20 protein-coding genes and 1 tRNA gene are annotated in these 18,638 nt (G+C 48.2%); 11 read left to right on the top strand and 10 right to left on the bottom strand.

Going from position 1 to position 18,638, the window contains the following annotated elements; all coding sequences use genetic code 11:
• Nucleotides 1-209 precede the first annotated feature (209 nt).
• Together gapA and GC128_RS18225 are read left to right on the top strand one after the other, a co-directional pair.
• Nucleotides 210-1,205 carry a glyceraldehyde-3-phosphate dehydrogenase gene (gapA, locus tag GC128_RS18220; protein WP_064518118.1) on the top strand — a complete coding sequence of 332 codons (996 nt, stop codon included), beginning with the start codon at nucleotides 210-212 and terminating at the stop codon, nucleotides 1,203-1,205.
• Between the two features lie 75 nt (nucleotides 1,206-1,280).
• A complete protein-coding gene (locus GC128_RS18225; RefSeq protein ID WP_151995475.1) occupies nucleotides 1,281-2,168 on the top strand; it encodes a D-hexose-6-phosphate mutarotase in 888 nt (295 codons plus the stop codon).
• Here GC128_RS18225 and GC128_RS18230 read toward each other — a convergent pair.
• Together GC128_RS18230 and GC128_RS18235 are read right to left on the bottom strand one after the other, a co-directional pair.
• Nucleotides 2,165-3,016, bottom strand: coding sequence for an aldo/keto reductase (locus GC128_RS18230; RefSeq protein ID WP_151995476.1), 852 nt, complete (start codon nucleotides 3,014-3,016; stop codon nucleotides 2,165-2,167). The two genes, GC128_RS18225 and GC128_RS18230, sit on opposite strands and share 4 nt — an antisense overlap.
• Nucleotides 3,017-3,095: 79 nt before the next feature.
• Nucleotides 3,096-3,845 (bottom strand): MipA/OmpV family protein, encoded by a 750-nt coding sequence (locus tag GC128_RS18235; RefSeq protein WP_151995477.1) that lies wholly within the window; start codon nucleotides 3,843-3,845, stop codon nucleotides 3,096-3,098.
• Nucleotides 3,846-4,271: 426 nt separating this feature from the next.
• On the opposite strand from GC128_RS18235, the gene yeaG reads away from it, so the two are divergent.
• From yeaG to GC128_RS18250, 3 genes are all read left to right on the top strand, one after another.
• Nucleotides 4,272-6,206, top strand: coding sequence for a protein kinase YeaG (gene yeaG, locus GC128_RS18240; protein ID WP_151995478.1), 1,935 nt, complete (start codon nucleotides 4,272-4,274; stop codon nucleotides 6,204-6,206).
• Nucleotides 6,207-6,275: 69 nt separating this feature from the next.
• Nucleotides 6,276-7,559: a YeaH/YhbH family protein gene (locus GC128_RS18245; protein ID WP_151995479.1), complete on the top strand. Its 1,284-nt coding sequence runs from the start codon at nucleotides 6,276-6,278 to the stop codon at nucleotides 7,557-7,559.
• A gap of 249 nt (nucleotides 7,560-7,808) precedes the next feature.
• Nucleotides 7,809-8,255, top strand: coding sequence for a DUF441 domain-containing protein (locus GC128_RS18250; RefSeq protein WP_151995523.1), 447 nt, complete (start codon nucleotides 7,809-7,811; stop codon nucleotides 8,253-8,255).
• Nucleotides 8,256-8,260: 5 nt separating this feature from the next.
• Here the strand turns inward: GC128_RS18250 and GC128_RS18255 are convergent, their stop codons facing one another.
• Nucleotides 8,261-9,049: an AraC family transcriptional regulator gene (locus GC128_RS18255; protein WP_151995480.1), complete on the bottom strand. Its 789-nt coding sequence runs from the start codon at nucleotides 9,047-9,049 to the stop codon at nucleotides 8,261-8,263.
• 97 nt (nucleotides 9,050-9,146) lie between these two features.
• Here GC128_RS18255 and GC128_RS18260 point away from each other — a divergent pair, with 97 nt between their 5' ends.
• Nucleotides 9,147-10,352 carry a CynX/NimT family MFS transporter gene (locus tag GC128_RS18260; RefSeq protein ID WP_151995481.1) on the top strand — a complete coding sequence of 402 codons (1,206 nt, stop codon included), beginning with the start codon at nucleotides 9,147-9,149 and terminating at the stop codon, nucleotides 10,350-10,352.
• Here GC128_RS18260 and GC128_RS18265 read toward each other — a convergent pair whose 3' ends face one another.
• Nucleotides 10,353-11,060, bottom strand: coding sequence for a CTP synthase C-terminal region-related (seleno)protein (locus GC128_RS18265; RefSeq protein WP_151995482.1), 708 nt, complete (start codon nucleotides 11,058-11,060; stop codon nucleotides 10,353-10,355).
• A 154-nt stretch (nucleotides 11,061-11,214) separates the two neighbouring features.
• On the opposite strand from GC128_RS18265, the gene GC128_RS18270 reads away from it, so the two are divergent.
• Complete coding sequence (locus tag GC128_RS18270) at nucleotides 11,215-11,718, top strand: DUF523 domain-containing protein (protein WP_151995483.1); 504 nt, start codon at nucleotides 11,215-11,217, stop codon at nucleotides 11,716-11,718.
• Nucleotides 11,719-11,775: 57 nt separating this feature from the next.
• On the opposite strand, the gene GC128_RS18275 is transcribed toward GC128_RS18270, so the two are convergent.
• The 3 genes from GC128_RS18275 to cspE all read right to left on the bottom strand — a co-directional run bounded on the left by GC128_RS18275 (nucleotide 11,776) and on the right by cspE (nucleotide 12,912).
• The gene (locus GC128_RS18275; RefSeq protein WP_151995484.1) at nucleotides 11,776-12,081 is read right to left on the bottom strand and encodes a hypothetical protein; all 306 of its coding nucleotides are present in this window, start codon (nucleotides 12,079-12,081) and stop codon (nucleotides 11,776-11,778) included.
• Nucleotides 12,082-12,262: 181 nt separating this feature from the next.
• Nucleotides 12,263-12,424, bottom strand: coding sequence for a YqaE/Pmp3 family membrane protein (locus tag GC128_RS18280; protein WP_064518094.1), 162 nt, complete (start codon nucleotides 12,422-12,424; stop codon nucleotides 12,263-12,265).
• Between the two features lie 278 nt (nucleotides 12,425-12,702).
• Nucleotides 12,703-12,912 (bottom strand): transcription antiterminator/RNA stability regulator CspE, encoded by a 210-nt coding sequence (cspE, locus tag GC128_RS18285; protein ID WP_034456078.1) that lies wholly within the window; start codon nucleotides 12,910-12,912, stop codon nucleotides 12,703-12,705.
• Between the two features lie 369 nt (nucleotides 12,913-13,281).
• Here cspE and GC128_RS18295 point away from each other — a divergent pair, with 369 nt between their 5' ends.
• Together GC128_RS18295 and GC128_RS18300 are read left to right on the top strand one after the other, a co-directional pair.
• Nucleotides 13,282-14,724, top strand: a complete 1,443-nt coding sequence (locus GC128_RS18295; protein WP_151995485.1) for an MltF family protein — start codon at nucleotides 13,282-13,284, stop codon at nucleotides 14,722-14,724.
• Between the two features lie 104 nt (nucleotides 14,725-14,828).
• Nucleotides 14,829-15,071 carry a DinI-like family protein gene (locus GC128_RS18300; RefSeq protein WP_151995486.1) on the top strand — a complete coding sequence of 81 codons (243 nt, stop codon included), beginning with the start codon at nucleotides 14,829-14,831 and terminating at the stop codon, nucleotides 15,069-15,071.
• Nucleotides 15,072-15,340: 269 nt separating this feature from the next.
• On the opposite strand, the gene GC128_RS18305 is transcribed toward GC128_RS18300, so the two are convergent.
• A tRNA-Thr gene (locus GC128_RS18305) sits at nucleotides 15,341-15,416 on the bottom strand.
• Between the two features lie 256 nt (nucleotides 15,417-15,672).
• Here GC128_RS18305 and GC128_RS23165 point away from each other — a divergent pair.
• Nucleotides 15,673-16,041 carry a hypothetical protein gene (locus GC128_RS23165; protein ID WP_226812175.1) on the top strand — a complete coding sequence of 123 codons (369 nt, stop codon included), beginning with the start codon at nucleotides 15,673-15,675 and terminating at the stop codon, nucleotides 16,039-16,041.
• 60 nt (nucleotides 16,042-16,101) lie between these two features.
• Here GC128_RS23165 and icd read toward each other — a convergent pair whose 3' ends face one another.
• Complete coding sequence (gene icd, locus GC128_RS18315; RefSeq protein ID WP_034456083.1) at nucleotides 16,102-17,352, bottom strand: NADP-dependent isocitrate dehydrogenase; 1,251 nt, start codon at nucleotides 17,350-17,352, stop codon at nucleotides 16,102-16,104.
• A gap of 134 nt (nucleotides 17,353-17,486) precedes the next feature.
• Here icd and rluE point away from each other — a divergent pair, with 134 nt between their 5' ends.
• Nucleotides 17,487-18,119: a 23S rRNA pseudouridine(2457) synthase RluE gene (gene rluE / locus GC128_RS18320; RefSeq protein ID WP_151995487.1), complete on the top strand. Its 633-nt coding sequence runs from the start codon at nucleotides 17,487-17,489 to the stop codon at nucleotides 18,117-18,119.
• On the opposite strand, the gene GC128_RS18325 is transcribed toward rluE, so the two are convergent.
• Nucleotides 18,114-18,611: a methylglyoxal synthase gene (locus GC128_RS18325; RefSeq protein ID WP_151995488.1), complete on the bottom strand. Its 498-nt coding sequence runs from the start codon at nucleotides 18,609-18,611 to the stop codon at nucleotides 18,114-18,116. The genes rluE and GC128_RS18325 overlap by 6 nt on opposite strands.
• Between the last annotated feature and the right edge of the window lie 27 nt (nucleotides 18,612-18,638).

An 18,638-nucleotide genomic window follows, 5' to 3' on the forward strand; every position in this document is an offset into this window, starting at 1 on the left:
TTCTTGTTGGAATGGTCCTTTAAAATTCCTCGCATCGTCCCCATTTGGATAAAGAGCCAAAAGGGAAGCGCGAGGCGGTTCAGTCGTTCAAATGATGTCCATAGGATTGATTTGTCGCAATGATTGACACGATTCCGCTTGACGCTGAGTAAGGTTTTTGTAATTTTACAGGCAACCTTTTATTCACTAACAAATAGCTGGTGGAATATATGACTATCAAAGTAGGTATCAACGGTTTTGGCCGTATCGGCCGTATTGTTTTCCGTGCTGCTCAGGAACGTTCTGACATCGAGATCGTTGCAATCAACGACCTGTTAGACGCTGAATACATGGCTTACATGCTGAAGTACGACTCAACTCACGGTCGTTTCAACGGCACTGTAGAAGTCAAAGACGGCCACCTGGTTGTTAACGGCAAAACTATCCGTGTTACCGCAGAACGTGACCCGGCTAACCTGAAGTGGAACGAAGTCAACGTAGACGTTGTTGCTGAAGCAACTGGTCTGTTCCTGACTGACGAAACTGCTCGTAAGCACATCACTGCTGGCGCTAAAAAGGTTGTTCTGACTGGTCCTTCTAAAGACAGCACTCCTATGTTCGTTAAAGGTGCTAACTTCGAGAAATATGCTGGCCAGGATATCGTTTCTAACGCATCTTGCACCACTAACTGCCTGGCTCCACTGGCTAAAGTTATCAACGACAACTTCGGTATCGTTGAAGGCCTGATGACCACTGTTCACGCAACTACCGCTACTCAGAAAACTGTTGATGGCCCGTCTCACAAAGACTGGCGCGGCGGCCGCGGCGCAGCTCAGAACATCATCCCTTCTTCTACCGGTGCTGCTAAAGCTGTAGGCGTTGTACTGCCAGAGCTGAACGGTAAAATCACTGGTATGGCGTTCCGCGTTCCAACTCCAAACGTGTCTGTAGTTGACCTGACCGTTCGTCTGGAAAAAGCTGCGTCTTACGAAGAAATCAAGAAAGCAATCAAAGCGGCTTCTGAAGGCCCAATGAAAGGCGTTCTGGGTTACACCGAAGACGACGTTGTATCTACTGATTTCAACGGCGAAATCTGTACTTCTGTGTTCGATGCTAAAGCTGGTATCGCACTGAACGACCACTTTGTGAAACTGGTTTCCTGGTACGACAACGAAACTGGCTACTCAAACAAAGTACTGGACCTGATCGCTCACATCTCCAAATAAGTTGAGATGAGCTATTAGTCCTGAAGGCGACCCATGCGGTCGCCTTTTTTTTGCCTTCGATTGATAGGTGAGTCAATGATTAACAAAATTTTTGCCCTTCCAGTAATTGAACAAATCACTCCTTCTATTTCCCGCCGTCAGATTGATGAGCTGGAAGTTATCGTGGTTGAACATCCACAAGCTCGTGGTGCTGTGACTTTGCAAGGCGCACACCTGTTGTCATGGAAACCAGCAGGTGAAGAAGAAGTGCTTTGGCTTAGCGGCAACACACCGTTCAAACACGGCACCGCTATTCGTGGCGGCGTGCCCATCTGCTGGCCATGGTTTGGCCCAGGTGCACAAGCAGACCTGCCAGCGCACGGTTTTGCCCGCAACCTGCCATGGACTCTGACTGCGCATAACGAAGATGAAAGCGGCGTTGCACTGACCTTCGAATTGCAAAGCAGCGATGCGACTCGCAAGTACTGGCCACATGACTTTACCCTGTATGCTCGTTACAAACTGGGTAAAACCTGTGAGATGGAACTGGAAGCGCACGGCGAGTTCGAAGTTAACTCCGCTCTGCATACTTATTTCAACGTTGGCGATATTGCTGATGTGAAAGTGAGTGGTCTGGGTATCAAGTATATTGATAAAGTGCTTAACGCTTCTGAAGGTCAGTTAACCGACGGCGTGCAGACCTTCCCGGATCGCACAGACCGTGTTTATCTGGACCCAGAAGAATGCAGCGTCATTCATGATGCGAGCATGAACCGCACCATTGACGTTGTTCACCACCACCACGTCAATGTGGTTGGCTGGAACCCAGGCCCGGCACTGTCTACTTCTATGGCAGATATGCCAGATGATGGTTACAAGACTTTTGTGTGTGTGGAAACCGCATGTGCAAGCGCAACACAGAAAGCGGCCGCTGATAAACCAGCTCGTTTAGCGACAACTATTCGTGTAGCGAAAAAAGCTTAAACCATATCTAAAGGCGTTTTGCGGCCCGGTGCCGGGAACGCCTTTTCCATCAGTGCTATTTCTTCCTGACTCAAGGCAATTTCGAGTGCCGCCGCATTTTCTTTCACATGCGCCACACTCCCCGCTTTCGGAATGGCCATCACACCATCATGGTGAATGACCCACGCCAGTAATAGCTGCGCGACGCTCACACCCTTACGGTTTGCCAACTCATTGAGCGCCGGATGGTTCATCAACCCACTACGCAAACGTCCAGCTTGAGCTAACGGGCAATAAGCCATAACAGGCATATGTTGTTGCTGGCACCATGGCAGTAAATCATGTTCAATCCCGCGAGATGCAAGGTGGTAAAGCACCTGGTTGGTAGCACATCCGCGCCCACCAGCCGTATTCCATAACTCCTGCATATCTGCATAGTCGAGATTCGAAACACCCCAGCAGCGAATTTTGCCATGCTCAATCAGTTGCTGCATAACACTGACCGTATCTTGCGGGGGGATATCACCTCGCCAGTGCAGTAAATAGAGGTCGAGATAATCTGTTTTTAGCCTTTTCAGGCTCGCCTCACAGGCGGCAATTGCCTGCTGCCCCGACGCATTCCATGGGTACACTTTTGAAACGAGGAAAACCTCATCTCGTCTGCCGCTAATAGCTTCACCCACCACTTTTTCCGCTTCGCCATCCGCGTACATTTCGGCGGTGTCGATAAGTCTCAGGCCAAGGTCAATGCCCGCTCGTAGGGCATTAACTTCATCCATTCGCTGAGCCGCGTTTTCACCCATATACCAGGTCCCTTGCCCAATGGCCGGCAACAATTTTGATTCAGAAAAGGAAATTTGTTTTGTCATGACACCGCTCCTTAAATGATTGCACCAACATAATGCAAACGGGGCGCAAGCGCCCCGTATTAATGCACAAATTGCACTATCAGAAACTGTACGTTACGCCAGTCATCAATACACCCGTCCACTCTTTATCAATCATCGGGCTGTTGGTGACTTCATCGGTCAGGCGTATATAACGGCCCATACCAAACACATTCCAGCTATCAGTCAGTTTGTAGTTAACAGACAACTCAACATATGGTGACCAGCTATCGTCAGGATCATAAGAATCTAAGCCACTACGCAGGGACTCTTTCTTACTCACGCCATAATAGTATTCGTTCTGGTTTTCGCTGCTCCATGTAATCCCGATACCCGGTGTCAACGTCAATCTGTCGCTGTTATAGCGATATAACCATGCGGTATCCCACGTGACCCCATTGCTATTATCCAACGTATCGCCTGCCAGCACAGTGCGTAAGAAACCGTAATCGGTGTAATGCACATATGACAGACCCGCCATCAGCGTAGCTTTGCGGTTGTCTAACTGACGCATACTTTTGGAATCACTGTCTTTCGCACGGAAAAAGAGCGGAGAGTAATAAGCAGTGATAGAAAGTTTGTCGGTCTTATCGTTCCACAGATAGTAACCCGCATTTAAACCACGCAAATAAAAACTATCGCCTTCGTAACCCACCATCGGAACTGGATACACACGATCCTGATCGCCTTTATATGGGTTTGGGGTAACAAGGGCTGCAGCGCCTAAAGACCATGGGCCGTCAGCGGCATGCACAACAGAAAAAGATGAGGCAAGCAACGCCCCTAATGTCAGAATTTTGAATTTGCTCACAATCCATTAAGTCCTTTAATCAAATAATCAGCGGTAAGAGTGTAACCTCCCAAGCTCTTCACCCCAAATTTTTTACTCAAATTAAACCTAAAAGCAACTTATCAACATCTCGCATACAGGTTTCACCTTCTTTTCATTTTTATGAACGACATATGAACGCCGTAGCTTCCTTTAACAACAAAAGGAGAAATAAATGGATGAGTTATTGATATGTCATTGAAATTGGCTTGTGGCCGTATGCAAGTTTTGCAAATGCCATCTACGCTTTATTTTAGGAAGATGAAATACGCTGAACGCAGCAATAAAACTGCCACTAACGAAGTTGGCATAAGGGTTGCTCAAGATTCAGGAGACGTCTTCCGGGAGCCCCCATTACTATTACCTTCGGCTCTCTAACCTGTGCTAAAAACGAAAGGACGGCATGCCATGAATATATTCGATCACTATCGCCAGCGTTATGAAGCTGCCAAGGACGAAGAGTTCACACTGCAGGAGTTTCTTGCTGTATGTAAGCAAGATCGCAGTGCCTATGCTAACGCGGCAGAAAGGCTATTGATGGCCATTGGTGAGCCAGTGATGGTGGATACTGCCACTGAGCCACGGCTATCCCGTCTCTTTTCGAACCGTGTGATTTCCCGTTACCCGGCGTTTGAAGAGTTCTATGGCATGGAAGAAGCCATCGAGCAGATTGTTGCCTATCTCAAACACGCAGCCCAGGGGCTGGAAGAGAAGAAACAGATACTCTATTTACTCGGGCCGGTCGGTGGTGGTAAGTCCTCACTCGCTGAACGTCTGAAAGCATTGATGCAGCGTGTGCCGATTTACACATTGAGTGCCAACGGTGAACGCAGTCCGGTGAATGACCACCCGCTGTGCCTGTTCAACCCACAGGAAGATGCCTCTATTCTGGAAAAAGAGTACGGCGTCCCAACGCGATACCTCGGCACGATTATGTCACCGTGGGCGGCAAAACGGCTGCATGAGTTTGGTGGCGATATCACCAAATTCCGCGTGGTGAAAGTCTGGCCATCGATTCTGGCGCAAATCGCGATTGCCAAAACTGAACCCGGTGACGAGAACAACCAGGATATTTCGGCGCTTGTCGGTAAAGTTGATATTCGTAAACTGGAAAACCACGCGCAGAACGATCCTGATGCTTATGGCTATTCCGGTGCTCTGTGCCGTGCAAACCAGGGCATCATGGAATTCGTTGAGATGTTCAAAGCCCCAATCAAGGTGCTTCACCCGTTGCTGACCGCAACTCAGGAGGGGAACTATAACGGGACCGAAGGCATTTCCGCCCTGCCGTTTAACGGCATTATTCTGGCTCACTCCAACGAATCTGAGTGGGTGACGTTCCGTAACAACAAAAACAATGAGGCGTTCCTTGACCGTGTTTACATTGTCAAAGTGCCTTATTGCCTGCGTATTTCCGAAGAGATTAAGATCTACGAAAAACTGTTGACCCACAGTGAGTTGCTGCACGCGCCATGCGCCCCTGGCACACTGGAAACGCTGTCACGCTTCTCGATTCTGTCGCGTTTGAAAGAGCCGGAAAACTCCAGCATTTACTCCAAAATGCGGGTATATGACGGTGAAAGTCTGAAAGATACCGACCCGAAAGCGAAATCCTACCAGGAGTATCGTGATTACGCCGGTGTAGACGAAGGCATGAACGGGCTGTCAACACGTTTTGCGTTCAAAATCCTCTCCCGTGTGTTCAACTTTGACCACGTGGAAGTAGCTGCCAACCCTGTACACCTGTTCTACGTCCTGGAGCAGCAGATAGAGCGCGAGCAGTTCCCGCAGGATATTGCAGAGAAATATCTTGAGCACTTGAAAGGCTATCTGATCCCTAAATACGCTGAATTTATCGGTAAAGAGATTCAGACGGCGTACCTCGAATCTTACTCAGAGTACGGGCAAAACATTTTCGACCGTTATGTAACCTACGCTGACTTCTGGATTCAGGATCAGGAGTACCGCGACCCGGATACCGGCCAGTTGTTTGACCGTGAATCCCTGAACGCGGAACTGGAAAAAATTGAAAAACCGGCTGGAATCAGCAACCCGAAAGATTTCCGTAATGAGATCGTTAACTTCGTGCTGCGTGCTCGCGCCAACAATAATGGTCGTAACCCTAACTGGACCAGCTACGAGAAGCTGCGCACGGTTATCGAGAAGAAAATGTTCTCGAATACCGAAGAGCTGCTGCCCGTTATCTCGTTCAATGCCAAAACCTCGACCGACGAGCAGAAGAAACACGATGACTTTGTCGATCGTATGATGGAGAAAGGCTATACCCGCAAACAAGTCCGTCTGCTGTGCGAATGGTATCTGCGGGTGCGCAAATCTTCATAACGTCTAAGTCAAAATGGGTGCCACAACCGTGGCACCCCTGCGCAGTTGGCAAAGAAGTTTGGGGGAAATATGGCCTATTTTATTGACAGGCGACTGAACGGAAAAAATAAAAGCGCGGTAAATCGCCAGCGTTTTTTACGCCGTTATAAAGCTCAGATTAAACAGTCGATTTCCGAGGCCATCAACAAGCGTTCGGTAACCGACGTGGACAGCGGCGAATCCGTCTCTATCCCAAGTGAAGATATTAGCGAACCGATGTTTCATCAGGGGCGTGGTGGACTGCGCCATCGTGTTCACCCGGGTAACGATCACTTTGTACAGAACGACCGTATCGAGCGCCCGCAAGGTGGTGGTGGCGGTTCAGGTGGTGGCCAGGGCCAGGCAAGTCAGGATGGTGAAGGCCAGGATGAGTTCGTCTTTCAAATCTCTAAAGATGAATATCTCGACTTATTGTTTGAAGACCTGGCCTTGCCGAATCTGAAAAAGAATCAGCATCGCCAGATAACCGAGTTTAAATCACACCGTGCGGGTTACACCTCCAATGGTGTACCGGCGAATATCAGTGTTGTTCGTTCATTGCAAAACTCACTGGCACGCCGCACTGCAATGACTGCCGGTAAACGGCGTCAGTTACACGAACTTGAAGACAATCTTGAAACGGTGAGCAACAGCGAACCCGCGCAGTTGCTTGAAGAAGAACGCTTGCGCAAAGAGATTGCCGAACTGCGCGAGAAAATAGCCCGTGTGCCGTTTATCGATACCTTCGATTTACGCTACAAAAACTACGAAAAACGCCCTGAGCCTTCAAGCCAGGCGGTAATGTTCTGTTTGATGGATGTTTCAGGTTCGATGGACCAGGCCACCAAGGATATGGCAAAACGCTTTTATATTTTGCTCTATCTGTTCCTGAGTCGAACCTATAAAAACGTGGAAGTAGTTTATATTCGCCACCACACCCAGGCCAAAGAGGTCGATGAGCACGAGTTCTTTTACTCGCAGGAAACGGGGGGTACGATTGTCTCAAGCGCACTGAAACTGATGGATGAAGTCATGAAGGAGCGCTACGACCCGGCACTGTGGAATATTTACGCCGCACAAGCTTCTGATGGTGATAACTGGGCAGATGATTCGCCGTTGTGTCATGAATTACTGGCGAAGAAATTACTGCCAATGGTGCGTTATTATAGTTACATCGAAATTACGCGCCGCGCCCACCAAACCTTGTGGCGCGAATATGAGGATTTACAATCTACGTTTGATAACTTCGCGATGCAGCATATTCGCGACCAGGATGATATCTACCCTGTATTCCGTGAGCTTTTCCAAAAGCAGGCGAGTAAAAGTTACAACTAACCCCAAAATCAGCCAGCCTTATACTGGCTGATTTTCTTTATATCCCTCAAATAAAGTCATTTTATTTTTTATATTCCTCAGCAAAGACATAACCTGCGAAAAACCTGCAATATCAATAAACATCATGCATTTGCACAAAAGCACAGGGAATAACTTAAAAAGGCTGACGCCATAACCCTCCTGCGCGTAAAGTGGTTAATAACAATAAAAATAGTTTTCTCTTATTATATTTCGCAAGGAACAAAAATGATTTTCGACTCCACGTTATTAATCCTGCTGGCTCTCGCCGGGCTTGGGTTTGTCAGCCATAACACCACCGTTGCTGTATCAATTCTGGTACTGATTATTGTCCGCGTAACGCCTTTAAGTCATTTTTTCCCGTGGATTGAAAAGCAGGGTCTGACTGTGGGGATAATTATTCTGACTATCGGTGTGATGGCCCCGATTGCCAGTGGCACTCTGCCCGCCAGTACCCTTTTGCACTCTTTCACCAACTGGAAATCTCTGGTTGCTATCGCTGTGGGTGTGTTTGTTTCATGGCTTGGCGGGCGTGGCGTTACACTCATGAGTAGCCAGCCGAGTTTAGTGGCGGGCCTTTTAGTAGGCACTGTTCTTGGCGTAGCTCTATTCCGCGGTGTACCTGTAGGGCCGCTTATCGCAGCCGGACTGGTTTCACTAATCATCGGGAAACAGTAACAGCGCTACTGTGGTTCCAGTGATGCAAGGTAACGCCCTGGCGTGTTGCCAAGCGCTTTCTTAAACATGGTGATAAAGGCGTTGGTCGAGTCATACCCGAGTTCGCTCGCCACCTGTTGCACAGACGAACCACTAATTAATAACCTCAGCGCGATGATTAATTGCAACTGTTGCCGCCAGCGCCGAAAACTAAGCCCTGTCTCTTTCACCACCAGACGGGCCAGATTGCGCTCACTCATCGCCAGTTGTGAAGCCCATTGTTGCAGAGTCTGACGCTGCTGCGGATGCTGCGCCAGTTGGTCAGCGATAAAGCGAATCTTCGGATGCCCTGACATCGGTAAATGCAGTGGCTCTACCGCCTGGCGCGGCAGCTCATCAAACAAAACCTGCACCAGTCTTTGAGTTGTGGGCTGCGATAAATCACCTTCATGTTGTTCAGTCAGATGCAGGATAAGCTCGCGAACCAACGGTGAAATTCTCAGGGTGCAGCATTGAGCGGGCATCTCTACCGCCCCCGGTTCAATAAACAGAAAACACAGGCGTGCATTAGCCGTGGCCCGGTTACTGTGAGGCATTTCTCCGGGGATCCAGACCGCATGCTGAGTTGGCACCATCCACAGCGCCTGCTCAACTTCACAGGTAATCCCACCGTGCAAAGCCAGAATTAGCTGCCCTTTTCTATGCTGATGGAAGGCAATTTCGTTCTCACTTTCTGATACCAGGATGCGAAATGCCTGCGCAGGCTGGCAATTGCTATCAGGGTCGAAACCTTCGAGGGCTAAACCGCGCTCCATAACCTTGTCCGAATTTAGGGATAAACTGGCATTTTACGTTGATTTCATCCATTCCTAAAGCGTGTATCTTGAGCGCTTCGTATTAAGGGATATTTCTATGACGTCAATTTCTTCCACAAGCGTGAAAAAACACGGCTTGTTGCTGCTCGGCATTTTAATGATTGCCACAACCCTTCGCGTTACGTTTACCGGCGCGGCACCATTGCTGGATATGATTCGCGATACTTTTGGGCTGACTACGGCACAAACGGGCATTCTTACCACTCTCCCGCTATTAGCGTTTGCGATAGTTTCTCCACTAGCTGCAGGTATTGCCCGCCGCTTCGGTATTGAACGCAGCCTGTTTGCTGCCATGGTGATTATCTGCGGGGGGATAGCACTTCGCTCTGCAGGAAATACTGCACTGTTATTTATCGGCACCGCCGTTATTGGCTGCGGGATTGCGATGGGTAATGTGCTATTACCCGGCCTGATTAAGCGTGATTTTCCAGGCCAGGTCGCACGCCTGACTGGCGCGTATTCTCTGACCATGGGCGTTGCGGCGGCGATTGGCTCAATGATGGTGGTCCCGATCGCACAGCATGGTTACGGCTGGCCCGGTGCACTAATGGCGTTAATGATTTTCCCAATCGTCGCTTTGCTTATCTGGCTGCCACAGCTATCGAACCACACCAAAGCTGCGTTGAGTTCAAGTAACGTTCTCCATAGTCGTGGGATCTGGACATCCGCGCTGGCGTGGCAGGTCACGCTTTTCCTGGGTATTAACTCGCTAATTTATTATGTCGTGATTGGCTGGTTGCCTTCGATACTTATCAGCCACGGTTATAGCGAAGCGCAAGCCGGTTCACTCCACGGGCTGATGCAACTGGCGACCGCCGCACCGGGTCTGCTGATTGGTTTGATGCTAAGCCGCCTGAAAGATCAACGAGGGATCGCGATCCTGATGGCTTTGCTGTGCGCGGCCAGCGCCATCGGCTTACTGTTGATGCCAGCTCTTGCCAGCCTCTGGGTGGTGTTATTTGGTTTTGGCACCGGTGCGACGATGATCCTCGGCCTGACGTTTATCGGTTTGCGTGCTAACAGTGTGCACCAGGCGGCGGCGCTGTCTGGCATGGCACAATGCGTCGGTTATTTACTGGCGGCGTTCGGCCCGCCAGTCATGGGGAAAGTTCACGATATTACTGGCCAGTGGAGCCTGCCGTTACTTGGCTGCGCGGTGCTGGCATGCGTGATGGCGGTATTCGGTAGCCTCGCCGGGCGTGATGCGGAGATCAGCCCAGCTCGTTCTCATCACTCTTCCTGACTAACGCTGCGCCGCTATGAGCAACGCCTCAACCAGCGGCGCAGGTTTGTCCTTCAGGGCGTTACGCTCATGCTGGAAAAGCGTTGCAACGAAAAAGGGATGCGCCCTTAACTCAACGACACGAATATCACCTTCTCCATCCCACCCAGTAGCATGTAGTTGAGACTGACTCAGCTGTTCGGCAAAATTTTCGGCTATCCCGTAATTACAATGGTAGCCTTCCTCAATTCTCCCCCTGCCATACGCTTTAGCACTTATTGAGTTGGCTTCGAGTTCTATAACGTCGGATTTCTCCACCAGCGAGCAGATGAGTGGCGCAATAATCAGTCGGCCCTGGGTTTCAGTTTCCGCATGACCAGCATCTTCCCAGCCCATTACGTTTCGCGCGTACTCGATAATTGCGTGCTGGAACCCACCGCAGGTTCCCAGGAATGGAATCTGGTTCTCTCGGGCAAAACGAATTGCCAAAAAAGCACCCCCCTCATTCTGATAAGGACTGGCTGGAACACACCAGATAGCGTCATACCCCACCAGGTCTTCCGGACTTTTGACTTCTGGTGTTGGCAACCAATCGTAGTCAACAGTGACGCCAACATATTCAGCAGCATTATCTAAAGCAAGAGGAATAGCCTGATGTGCAATGACCGACGGGTTATAGTCACCAACCAGCGCAACGCGAAGGGTTTGTTTCAAAGGTAATGGAGGCATTTAATTGATTATCCTTATGTTTAACAGCATCTACTACATAAGGAATGATAGAGTATGCCATTACCTTTTGCCCTGCAACGCCCAAAATTAGCAGGGTGGCGTAAGCACAACATACTGTAGTAACGTGCTCTGTCTCTCACTTCTGCGTGATGTAATGAAAACAAAAATACTGGTCAGTGCCTGCCTGATGGGCTTTAAAATTCGCTATAACGGTCAAGATAAACCGCTGATTGCAGAGGTGTTAGCACGCTGGCAGCAAGAGCAACGTCTGGTCGTTCATTGTCCGGAATTAGCCGCGGGGCTTGCAACGCCGCGACTCCCGGCAGAGTTGGTTGGCGGCGGCGGGCAGCAAGCACTAAAAGGCATGGCAACCATTCTGGAAAGTGATGGGACGGACGTCAGCCAGCACTATTTATTAGCCGCATGGCTTGCGTTAAAAACCGCACAAGATTCCGGGTGCCAGCTGGCTTTAATGACGGATGGCAGCCCTACCTGTGGCAGTCAGAAAATTTATGATGGTTCTTTTCAGGGGGTAACGCAGCCTGGAATGGGCGTTGCAGCCGCATTGTTGCGACAGCACGGTATCGAAGTTTATGCGGAAACTGAACTCGTCGAACTGATTGCCAGAGTCGACGAGCTAGATAAGGCTAACGGCTGATAGTCGTGAATGAAGGCAATAGTTGCGAGTAGCTCACCTCCTCTGCCATCATACTCTTTAATAAACCACCTGCGCTTCATCAACCTCAGGCAATAATGTCTTATCCAGTGGCATCAAATATTCGCCGCGAACAAAGGTATAACCTTCGCGACCATCAAATGCCACGACATTGCCCGTGACCAGCCACAGCGGATAATTCGCATCATGTGGGAGTTGTGTCACCACACCGGTTACTGGGTTCAAAAAGCTTTCACCCGGCCCACACAGCCCAAAAAGCTCGACTGATTTGCCCACATTCACACGCCCGGCGGCAGTACGGGAACCGATGATTATTGCCAGCATTCCCGGTTTTAACTGAAACATAAAGTGACTCTGAAGCTCATTAAATAATTGGCTATATCAGAACATTCTTAGGCGAAAATGTAAACAGGGTGGTGATGAGTGGTAATGCGAGGAACGCGGCAAGTAGGGTTGCCGCTCGTACATTACGCCACTTTATATAGTTTGCGTAACGTACGTAAAAAACTAGCCTGCATGTTTTATTTTATTTATCGCGGCTTTGCACCCAGAACGCATGAATCAGGCCAGGGATGTAACCCAGTAGCGTTAGTACAATATTCAAAAGAAATGCCCAACCGAACCCTTTACCCAGTAAGACACCAAGCGGTGGTAAAATAATCGTAAAAACAATACGCCAAAAGCCCATAAAAAACTCCAGTTATTAATGCATGCGAAGCTGAAATAAGTATATTTCACTGGAAGCATAGTCTACCTGGTGTAAACCAACTGAGGGTGCAGCGTTATTTAATGTAAATAATTGAGTAACCACAGAAGATATATGGCATTGATAATAAGGAAAAAAGGTGGGATTCAGGAAATTCAGACAACAAAAAACCCGCACCAGGCGGGTTTATTCACTTCGACTTAACGGCTCGGGTTATTCACCGTCTTCGCATGCGTCAGTCTTAGTATGCGTTAGCAGTCTTACAGAGCAACAACGTTAGTTGCTGATGGACCTTTAGCGCCGTTCTCAACAGAGAACTCAACTTTCTGGCCTTCGTCCAGAGTTTTGAAATCATTGCTCTGAATGGCAGAGAAGTGAACGAACACATCTTTGCTACCATTGTCAGGAGTGATGAAGCCGAAACCTTTTTCTGGGTTAAACCATTTTACTAAACCAGTCATTTTAGACATAGATACTTCCTCGATATTTTATAGCCATTTAATATGGCGAACGTGGTCTGTATTGCAGAACGTTTCTTATTTAGGCACTTAGGAGGAGACTCACGAAGAAGGGTATCTGATGACTTGATAGCGCTTGAACTGAGGACTGCTTTACTAAAACTGCTTTCATAAGGTCTGTCTTCCAAACCGATGACGCATTTACTCATAGACGCTCATTGGAAGCAAGAATTATTTTCAAATAATAATTTTCTCATCCAGACGGCAGACCGTTCTCTGTGACTCTCATTCCAATCATAAATCGTGCATTTATTAATCAAACCATCAGTGTGCAAGCTATAGTTAAACAGTACCCGGCTGGAAGGCTTAGATGGTGTAGCCATGATCCGCTTGCTGTTGGTAGTACTATTGATCACCACGTTTTTGCCGATGACGCACGCAGCCACCGAAGACCCCCCTTTGAAATTCGAAACCAAAGTTAATACCGTTCTGGGCGACTTTGATGTGATGCAAAAAAGGCGCGTCGTGCGCGTTTTGATTCCATACAGTAAAACTTTCTACTTTATTGATAACGGCGGCACACAACGCGGCATCATGGTCGAACTGATGCAAGAGTTTGATAAACAAATTAATAAGGGCTTAAAACCCTCTCAGAAAACACATCTTCTATTTATTCCGACCGCACGCGATCAACTTATCCCTCAACTTGTCGCCGGGCGTGGCGATATAATTGCGGCTAATATGACGATTACAGAGGAGCGCGAAAAACTCGTCGACTTCAGTGCGCCATTGGCGAAAAACGTCCGCGAGGTCGTTATTGCCAGTAGCAAAGCGCCTGAATTAAAGAGTGTTGAATCCCTGTCGGGTAAGTCTCTGTTTGTGAATCCTTCGACCAGCTACATTTCCAGTATTGATGCACTGAATAAAAGCTTAGTAGAGAAGAAACTCCCTCCAGCGGTCATCACTAAAGCCCCTGGTAATTTTGAACCAGAAGATATTCTTGAGATGGTGAATGCGAACCTTGCGGATTACACCGTTGTCGACAGGTACCTGGCATTGCTTTGGAAACAGATTTACCCCAATTTGGTGGTCTACGAAAACATTATCCTGCGTGATGATGGATCTATTGCACTGGCAATGCGCAAGGATTCCCCGCTCCTGCGCGCGCAACTCGATAAATTCACCACCGCACATAAAATTGGTACTTCATTCGGAAATCAACAAGTTTATAAATATTTGCGTAATACAAAATGGGTGAAAGACTCCCGCTCACAAGAGGAGCTAGATAAGTTTTACCTGGTAACCGAAATTTTCCGCAAATATGGCGAACAATATAATATCGACTGGCTATTGATGGCAGCGCAAGGCTATCAGGAGTCTCGCCTTGACCAGAAGGTGCGCAGTAAAAGCGGTGCGATTGGCGTAATGCAAGTACTCCCCACGACCGGGAAAGAGTTAAAAGTCGGTGATATACGGTTAATCGACCCAAACATTAACGCGGGTGTGAAATATATCCGCTTTATGTGCGACCGCTATTTTGCAGACCAGCCCATGACCGAAATGAACAAACTGCTGTTCACCTTTGCTTCCTATAATGCAGGGCCAGCTAAAATTGCCCGGTTACGTAAAGAAGCCGAGGCCAAAGGTCTTGATCCCAACGTCTGGTTTGATAATGTCGAACGCATCGCACAACTGCGCATTGGCAATGAAACAGTGCAATACGTGAGCAATATCTTCAAGTATTACATTGCTTATCAATTAATCATGGAACAGATGAAAGCACGTGAACATGAGACTCCGCTTACAGGAGTTAAAGCAGAATAACCCTCACCTCACCTCTGCACACACTGTGTTTTTTGGGAACAGGCTTGCCTTGAATACCGATATTTATTACTGTATATAAATACAGCTTTAGAAGGAGCATTTTAATGTTCGTTGAATTGGTTTACGACAAACGAAATGTAGCGGGCCTTCCCGGTGCAAATGAAAAAATTCTTAATGAACTGACTCGAAGGGTTCAGGCTATTTTCCCCGATGCCGACGTCAGGGTAAAACCGATGCAGACCAATGCAGTTCACAGCGACTGCACCAAGAATGAAAAAGAAAAGATTAACCGTCTGGTTGAAGAGATGTTCGACGAAGCCGATTTTTGGTTGGTTTGCGAAGAGTAAAACCAAACCTATTCAGTAAACAACGTTAGGTTTTCCGTCTTCAACTCCTGATATCATCCTCGCCACTCATCGTCAGATGTTTTAAAAGGGTTTCGCAGTTATGAGAAAAACGACCATCGTATTAATAGTGGTAGCAATTCTTGTATGGCTAGCAAGCCAGCAGGGTTGGATCTAGGAAATAAGAAGGAAGTGCTATCAACAGCTAGCCTTCCTTTTTCACTAAAATACAGACGAAAAAAAACCACCTAAAAGGTGGTTTTTTTAATGTATGGTGCCGACTACCGGAATCGAACTGGTGACCTACTGATTACAAGTCAGTTGCTCTACCTACTGAGCTAAGTCGGCGTGGAAAACATATTATACAAAGCCGAGCCGCTATGCAAACCCCTGCGAATCGTTCGCTCAAAAATTCAACTTATTGATTTTAAATAAACCATTTCAGGCATAAAAAAGCAGCAAAGCATTTAAAAAGGGCTAAATTATTTAAAACCAAATCACCATTTGCAGATTAATATCTCATGATGCGAGTAACCCGTGAAGTTAAACTCCATAGCGAAACGTGTTACCTTATTATTACAATGCATTACAAATAAGATATTTTATGAAACTCATTCTCTTAATTACCCTTCTGGGTTTTGCTCAATCTTCCGCTTTTGCTGCTACAGCGACCCAGCTTTCATGCCCCCAACGCGAAAATGTAGTGATATCACGGTTTAGCCACAATCTTTCGACAATGAAATGGGACGATCATTTTATGGTTGCGTCTGGCATCAGGGTAACCAAAACAAAAAATGACATTCCCTTTCGCGTAACTAGTTTCCAGAATGGAGATGATCTGGTTTTCTTCCCTGAGAAACAGCAGTATTTTTTGTTTTATTCAGGAATACCGACGCCGGACAGATGCACCATCGAAAGCACGAAAGTTTATCAAGTCACCCAATTGCCACGTTACGAAAAACCTGAAGTATAAATTTGCCCATAAAAAACGGGAGCACCAGGCTCCCGTTTTAGCATTAGCAAACTTTGCTAATTACATATGTTCAATCATTGCGTCGCCAAACTCTGAACATTTCAGCAGCTTAGCGCCTTCCATTAGGCGTTCGAAATCGTAAGTTACGGTTTTGGCGTTAATCGCGCCTTCCATACCTTTAACAATTAAGTCAGCCGCTTCGAACCATTCCATATGACGCAACATCATCTCAGCGGACAGAATAATAGAACCTGGGTTCACTTTATCCTGGCCAGCATATTTTGGTGCGGTGCCGTGGGTGGCTTCGAACAGGGCACATTCATCACCGATGTTCGCGCCTGGTGCGATACCGATACCGCCAACCTGAGCGGCCAGGGCGTCGGAGATGTAGTCACCGTTCAGGTTCATACATGCGATTACGTCATATTCAGCAGGACGCAGCAGGATCTGTTGCAGGAACGCATCAGCAATCACGTCTTTTACAACAATCTCTTTGCCAGTATTTGGGTTCTTCAGTTTCACCCATGGGCCGCCGTCGATCAGCTCGCCGCCGAACTCTTCACGCGCCAGCTGGTAGCCCCAGTCTTTGAAAGCACCTTCGGTGAATTTCATGATGTTGCCTTTGTGAACCAGGGTCACGGAATCACGGTCGTTGGTGATTGCGTATTCGATGGCTGCACGAACCAGGCGTTTGGTGCCTTCTTCTGAGCAAGGCTTGATGCCGATACCGCAATGTTCTGGGAAACGAATTTTCGTCACACCCATTTCATCACGCAGGAATTTGATGACTTTTTCAGCTTCAGCGCTGTCAGCCTTCCACTCGATGCCCGCATAAATATCTTCTGAGTTTTCACGGAAGATAACCATGTTGGTCAGCTCTGGGTGTTTAACCGGGCTTGGTGTGCCCTGGTAGTAACGCACCGGACGCAGGCACACGTACAGGTCAAGTTGCTGGCGCAGAGCAACGTTCAGAGAACGAATGCCGCCGCCAACTGGCGTGGTCAGTGGCCCTTTAATCGCCACACGGTAATCACGAATCAGGTCCAGAGTTTCTTCTGGCAGCCAGACGTCCTGGCCATAAAGTTGGGTAGATTTTTCGCCGGTATAGATTTCCATCCAGGAAATTTTCCGCTCGCCTTTGTAGGCCTTCTGCACGGCGGCATCAACCACTTTAATCATAGCTGGCGTCACGTCCACACCGATACCATCACCTTCAATGAAAGGAATGATTGGGTTGTGAGGAACATTCAGTTTGCCATCTTGCAGGGTGATCTTTTTACCTTCCGCCGGAACAACTACTTTGCTTTCCATTAACCTTCTCCTTCGAGCGCTTCTTTTTGTTAATGATTTGTAATGTGCGTGTCAATACTACTTGAATATCAGGCCCGCGCCAATCACTGGTGATTTCCGTTATAATGCGTTAATACCTAACGTCTGAAAACACTATGAATAAAACTTCTTTTAGAAACCAGCAAGTTAAACGATTCAGCACACAACGACCTGCCAAAAAACCACAGCATAGCGGACCGAAGCGGCTGGTTATCTTCAATAAACCCTATGATGTGCTACCGCAATTCACCGACGAATCCGGGCGCAGCACGCTGAAAGATTACATACCGTTACAAGGAATTTACGCGGCGGGCCGTCTGGACAGAGATAGCGAAGGTTTGCTGGTGTTAACCAATGACGGCGCATTGCAGGCAAAACTGACTGAGCCAGGTAAACGCACCGGTAAAATTTATTTCGTGCAGGTTGAAGGCGTGCCGACGGAAGAGGCGCTGGAATCTTTGCGAAATGGTGTGACGCTCAACGATGGCTCTACTCTGCCTGCGGGAGCTGAATTAGTTGCAGAGCCTGAGTGGATTTGGGCGCGTAACCCGCCGATTCGCGAGCGCAAAGCGATTCCCACCAGCTGGCTAAAAATCACTTTATATGAAGGGCGCAATCGCCAGGTGAGACGAATGACGGCGCATGTGGGCTTCCCAACGCTACGCCTGATTCGTTATGCCATGGGAACACTGGAACTGGCAGATTTAGCGCCGGGCGAATGGTGCGAAATCCCCATTGACTCGCTATAAAAGGTGCTGAGTATTCACGCCGTGTTGAGTGACATGCGAAACGCGGCTACTGAGGAAAGCATCGCCATCAGGCACGGTGATTTCTAACGCCTGCTCAAAGAGCGACGAGTGAATAAGGAAATTGGCGCTACACGCGTTGCTGGCAATCGGGATATTCCAGGCCGTTGCCAGCCGCATCAAAGCTTTGACATCAGAATGATGTGGCACCGCGCTGAGCGGGTCCCAGAAGAAAATCAGCACATCTATCTGGCCTGATGCAATCAAATATCCAAGCTGTTGATCGCCCCCTATCGAACCACTCATCAGCGCCAGAACGGATAACCGAGTGTGTGCCTGCAATAAGTTTCCGGTGGTGCCAGTTGCGTAAATGATATGTTGGCTAAGAGCCGTCTGGTTATCAACCGCCCAGTTCAACAAGTCGGGTTTACAAGGATCGTGAGCTACTAAAGCGATACGTTTCTGTTGCGGCATAATACGCGTGGTAAGCTGCATGATGGTGCCCTCGTGGGATTTTTGAAA

The sequence above is a fragment of the Buttiauxella massiliensis genome (assembly GCF_902500225.1).
In the GTDB taxonomy this organism is placed as follows: Bacteria; Pseudomonadota; Gammaproteobacteria; order Enterobacterales; family Enterobacteriaceae; genus Buttiauxella; species Buttiauxella massiliensis.

Coding starts and splice junctions, on each gene's coding strand:
- gapA (WP_064518118.1), top strand. CDS start 210: ATGACTATCAAAGTAGGTATCAACGGTTTTGGCCGTATCGGCCGTATT.
- GC128_RS18225 (WP_151995475.1), top strand. CDS start 1,281: ATGATTAACAAAATTTTTGCCCTTCCAGTAATTGAACAAATCACTCCT.
- GC128_RS18230 (WP_151995476.1), bottom strand. CDS start 3,016: ATGACAAAACAAATTTCCTTTTCTGAATCAAAATTGTTGCCGGCCATT.
- yeaG (WP_151995478.1), top strand. CDS start 4,272: ATGAATATATTCGATCACTATCGCCAGCGTTATGAAGCTGCCAAGGAC.
- GC128_RS18245 (WP_151995479.1), top strand. CDS start 6,276: ATGGCCTATTTTATTGACAGGCGACTGAACGGAAAAAATAAAAGCGCG.
- GC128_RS18255 (WP_151995480.1), bottom strand. CDS start 9,049: ATGGAGCGCGGTTTAGCCCTCGAAGGTTTCGACCCTGATAGCAATTGC.
- GC128_RS18260 (WP_151995481.1), top strand. CDS start 9,147: ATGACGTCAATTTCTTCCACAAGCGTGAAAAAACACGGCTTGTTGCTG.
- GC128_RS18265 (WP_151995482.1), bottom strand. CDS start 11,060: ATGCCTCCATTACCTTTGAAACAAACCCTTCGCGTTGCGCTGGTTGGT.
- GC128_RS18270 (WP_151995483.1), top strand. CDS start 11,215: ATGAAAACAAAAATACTGGTCAGTGCCTGCCTGATGGGCTTTAAAATT.
- GC128_RS18275 (WP_151995484.1), bottom strand. CDS start 12,081: ATGTTTCAGTTAAAACCGGGAATGCTGGCAATAATCATCGGTTCCCGT.
- GC128_RS18280 (WP_064518094.1), bottom strand. CDS start 12,424: ATGGGCTTTTGGCGTATTGTTTTTACGATTATTTTACCACCGCTTGGT.
- cspE (WP_034456078.1), bottom strand. CDS start 12,912: ATGTCTAAAATGACTGGTTTAGTAAAATGGTTTAACCCAGAAAAAGGT.
- GC128_RS18295 (WP_151995485.1), top strand. CDS start 13,282: ATGATCCGCTTGCTGTTGGTAGTACTATTGATCACCACGTTTTTGCCG.
- GC128_RS18300 (WP_151995486.1), top strand. CDS start 14,829: ATGTTCGTTGAATTGGTTTACGACAAACGAAATGTAGCGGGCCTTCCC.
- GC128_RS23165 (WP_226812175.1), top strand. CDS start 15,673: ATGAAACTCATTCTCTTAATTACCCTTCTGGGTTTTGCTCAATCTTCC.
- icd (WP_034456083.1), bottom strand. CDS start 17,352: ATGGAAAGCAAAGTAGTTGTTCCGGCGGAAGGTAAAAAGATCACCCTG.
- rluE (WP_151995487.1), top strand. CDS start 17,487: ATGAATAAAACTTCTTTTAGAAACCAGCAAGTTAAACGATTCAGCACA.
- GC128_RS18325 (WP_151995488.1), bottom strand. CDS start 18,611: ATGCAGCTTACCACGCGTATTATGCCGCAACAGAAACGTATCGCTTTA.